The organism is Cellulomonas sp. IC4_254, assembly GCF_011603975.1.
Classification (GTDB): Bacteria; Actinomycetota; Actinomycetes; order Actinomycetales; family Cellulomonadaceae; genus Cellulomonas.
In genome coordinates this window covers 14547-17383 of record NZ_JAANNB010000066.1, presented here as the reverse complement: position 1 = coordinate 17383, position 2837 = coordinate 14547, and the positions used below count along the sequence as shown (strand labels likewise).

4 protein-coding genes are annotated in these 2837 nt (G+C 77.7%); 3 read left to right on the top strand and 1 reads right to left on the bottom strand.

Features of this window, described 5'->3' with window-relative positions; translation table 11 throughout:
- Nucleotides 1–106 precede the first annotated feature (106 nt).
- Nucleotides 107–625, top strand: coding sequence for a hypothetical protein (locus tag G6556_RS08615; protein ID WP_166940397.1), 519 nt, complete (start codon nt 107–109; stop codon nt 623–625).
- 17 nt (nt 626–642) lie between these two features.
- Nucleotides 643–1761, top strand: a complete 1119-nt coding sequence (locus tag G6556_RS08610; RefSeq protein ID WP_166940395.1) for a polyprenyl synthetase family protein — start codon at nt 643–645, stop codon at nt 1759–1761.
- Between the two features lie 9 nt (nt 1762–1770).
- Here the strand turns inward: G6556_RS08610 and G6556_RS08605 are convergent, their stop codons facing one another.
- Nucleotides 1771–2190, bottom strand: a complete 420-nt coding sequence (locus tag G6556_RS08605) for an Rv2175c family DNA-binding protein (protein ID WP_346774795.1) — start codon at nt 2188–2190, stop codon at nt 1771–1773.
- Between the two features lie 262 nt (nt 2191–2452).
- Between G6556_RS08605 and G6556_RS08600 the strand changes: the two genes are divergently transcribed.
- The coding region (locus tag G6556_RS08600) for a LysM domain-containing protein (RefSeq protein WP_166940391.1) at nt 2453–2837 on the top strand (385 nt) is incomplete at its 3' end.

Sequence of the window (2837 nt, the reverse complement as noted above, 5' to 3'; positions counted from 1 at the left end):
GGCGGGCCGGCCGCCGCGGCAGCCGGCCCGCCCTGGGGACGACGCACCACCCACGCCCTGTGGAGGACTCGGCGTCCGCCCGTGGAGCGGCGCTACTGTGGCGCCCGTGCTCCGCCGTCCCACCGCCGCCGCCCTTCTCCTCGCCCTCGTCGCCGTCGGCGCGGCGGGGTGCACGGACGGCGACGGCGGCCCCGCGCCGACCGGCTCGGCGGCGGCCACCGGTCCGGCCGCCGCCCCCTCGCCGACGGAGTCGCTGCTGCCGAGCCCGACCACGACGGGGTCGTCGGTGGGCGACCTGGCCCCGGGCTTCCCGTCCGACCTCGTGTCCCCGCCCGAGGGCAGCGACATCCTCGTGTCCAGCGCGGAGCCGGACGCGGCCACCGGCCTGACCACGATCAGCCTGAACCTGCGCAGCCCGCTCGCGACCGACCAGCTGGTGCAGGCGGTGCGCGACCAGCTGGTCGCGGCGGGCTTCGCCGAGACGGTGGTCGACCCGGGTGCCACCGGCCTGGCCGCGTCGTCGACCTTCGTCCGGGGGGACGGCGCCGCGGAGCTGCTGACGCTCGGCGTGCTGGACCGCGACGGGCTGCGCACGCTGACCCTGGGCGGGACCGTCCGGCTCTGAGGCCCTAGGCTCGCCGGGTGAGCACCGCCCCCGCACTCGTCGACGCCGAGGACCTCCGCACCCGGGTCGACGCCCTGCTCACGGAGCACGTCGAGGCGCTGCTGCCGGAGCTCGTCCGGTCCGGTGCCGGCGCCGCCCCGCTCGCGGAGGCCCTGAGCCAGATGCTCGCGGGCGGCAAGCGGCTGCGCGCGGCGTTCTGCTGGTGGTCCTGGCGCGCCCACGGCGGCGACCCGGCCTCGCCCGAGGCGGACGCGGTGCTCCGGGTCGGCGCGGCGCTGGAGCTGTTCCAGGCGGCGGCGCTGTTCCACGACGACGTGATGGACGACTCCGACACCCGGCGCGGCAGGCCTGCGGCGCACCGCCGGTTCGCCGCGCGGCACGCCGAGGAGGGCTGGTCCGGCGACCCGGGCCGGTTCGGCGAGTCGGCGGCGATCCTGCTCGGCGACCTGGCCCTCGTGGCGAGCGAGCGGGAGTTCGTCCGCGCGGTCGCGGACCTCCCGGCGGAGCGCCGTGCCGCAGCGCACGCGGTGTTCGAGGGGATGCGCACCGAGGTCACGGTCGGGCAGTACCTCGACCTGCTGGCGGAGGTGCTGCCCTGGGGCGAGGACCCGGCCGCCGACGAGCGGCGCGCCCGCGAGGTGATCGTCGCCAAGGCCGCGCGGTACAGCGTGGAGCACCCCCTGCTGCTGGGTGCCGTGCTCGCGGGCGCGGACGAGGCGGCGCTCGCCGCGACGGCCGCCTACGGCCTGCCGCTGGGCGAGGCCTTCCAGCTGCGGGACGACCTGCTCGGCGTGTTCGGCGACCCGGCGACGACCGGCAAGCCCGCGGGCGACGACCTGCGCGAGGGCAAGCGCACCGTGCTGGTCGCCCGGGCGATGGCGCACGCGCGCGCGGCGGAGGACGCCGGGCTCGCCGCCGCGCTGCACGCGGGCCTCGGCGACCGCACGCTCGACGACGACGCGTGCCGGGCGCTCGCCGACCGGATCGAGGCCAGCGGCGCCGTGGCGGACGTCGAGGCGCTGATCGCCGACCTGAGCGAGCGCGGGTTCGCCGCGCTCGCCCGGGCGGAGCTCACCGAGGACGGCCGGGCGATGCTCGTCGCCCTCGGGCACGCGGCGGTCGACCGCCGCGCCTGACGGGACCCGTCAGAGCAGGGCCTGCGCCCGCCGCCGCACCTCGGTCTTGTGGCCGGCGCGCAGCGCGTCCACCGGCCGGCCCGGCAGCGACTCGTCCGGCGTGAACAGCCACGCGACCGCCTCGGCGTCGGACATGCCGACGTCGCCGAGCACGGACAGCGTGCCCTGCAGCGACGCGAGGACGGCCGAGGTGGCGACGACCTCCTGCTCGCCGTAGCCGTCGGGCGCGGTCGCGGGGTTGCGGGCGTCGGCCGGCACCAGGAACGCGGCGGGGATGCTGAGCACGGGCGGGTCGCCGCGCCGGACGCCGGCGAGACGGCGCTCCTTGAGCAGGCGGCGGACCTTCCCGGCGTCGACGCCGAGCTCCTCCGCCACGTCGGGCACGGTCAGCCACGAGTCGACCAGGTCATCGGGGGTCTGCGCAGTCACGCGGGCCAGCGTACTGACGCGCGGCCCGGGCTCGCGCACCACGCGGCATTCCCCCTGGTGGCGCAGCGCGCTCGCCCGGGGGCGTGAGGAATGCGTCCGAAATGTCCTGGTCATTGCACCAAATGGCGCCTCCCGCTTCCCAGGCTCCAGGTCGTGCACTACCGTCGCACTGGTCACTCCAGTCACAGGAGTCACACGAGTCACGCGCCCCGGGCGCGTACCGCCACCGCACCACGACGTCTCAGCACCAGGGGTCCCCACCATGTCGCAGCCCGCCCTCGCCCTCACGGACCAGGCCGCACGCTCCCGTGACGGCGCCCCGGCCCGCGCCGCGGGTCGTCGTGGCCGGCGCCTGGCCACCAGCACCGGCGCGATCGCCATCGCCGCGGTCGCCGCCACCGCCGCCGCCCCGGCGGCGCACGCCGACGAGTCGTACACGGTGCGCTCCGGCGACACCGTCAGCCACATCGCCGCGAAGTACGGCACGAGCGTCTCGGCCGTCCGCAGCGCGAACGGCCTGAACGGCAGCGCGTTCATCCGCGAGGGCCAGCGCCTCACGATCCCGACCTCGGGCGGCGCCTCGACGACCGCCGCGGCGCCCGCCGCCGCCGGCGGGTCGCACACCGTCGCCTCCGGCGAGACCGTCT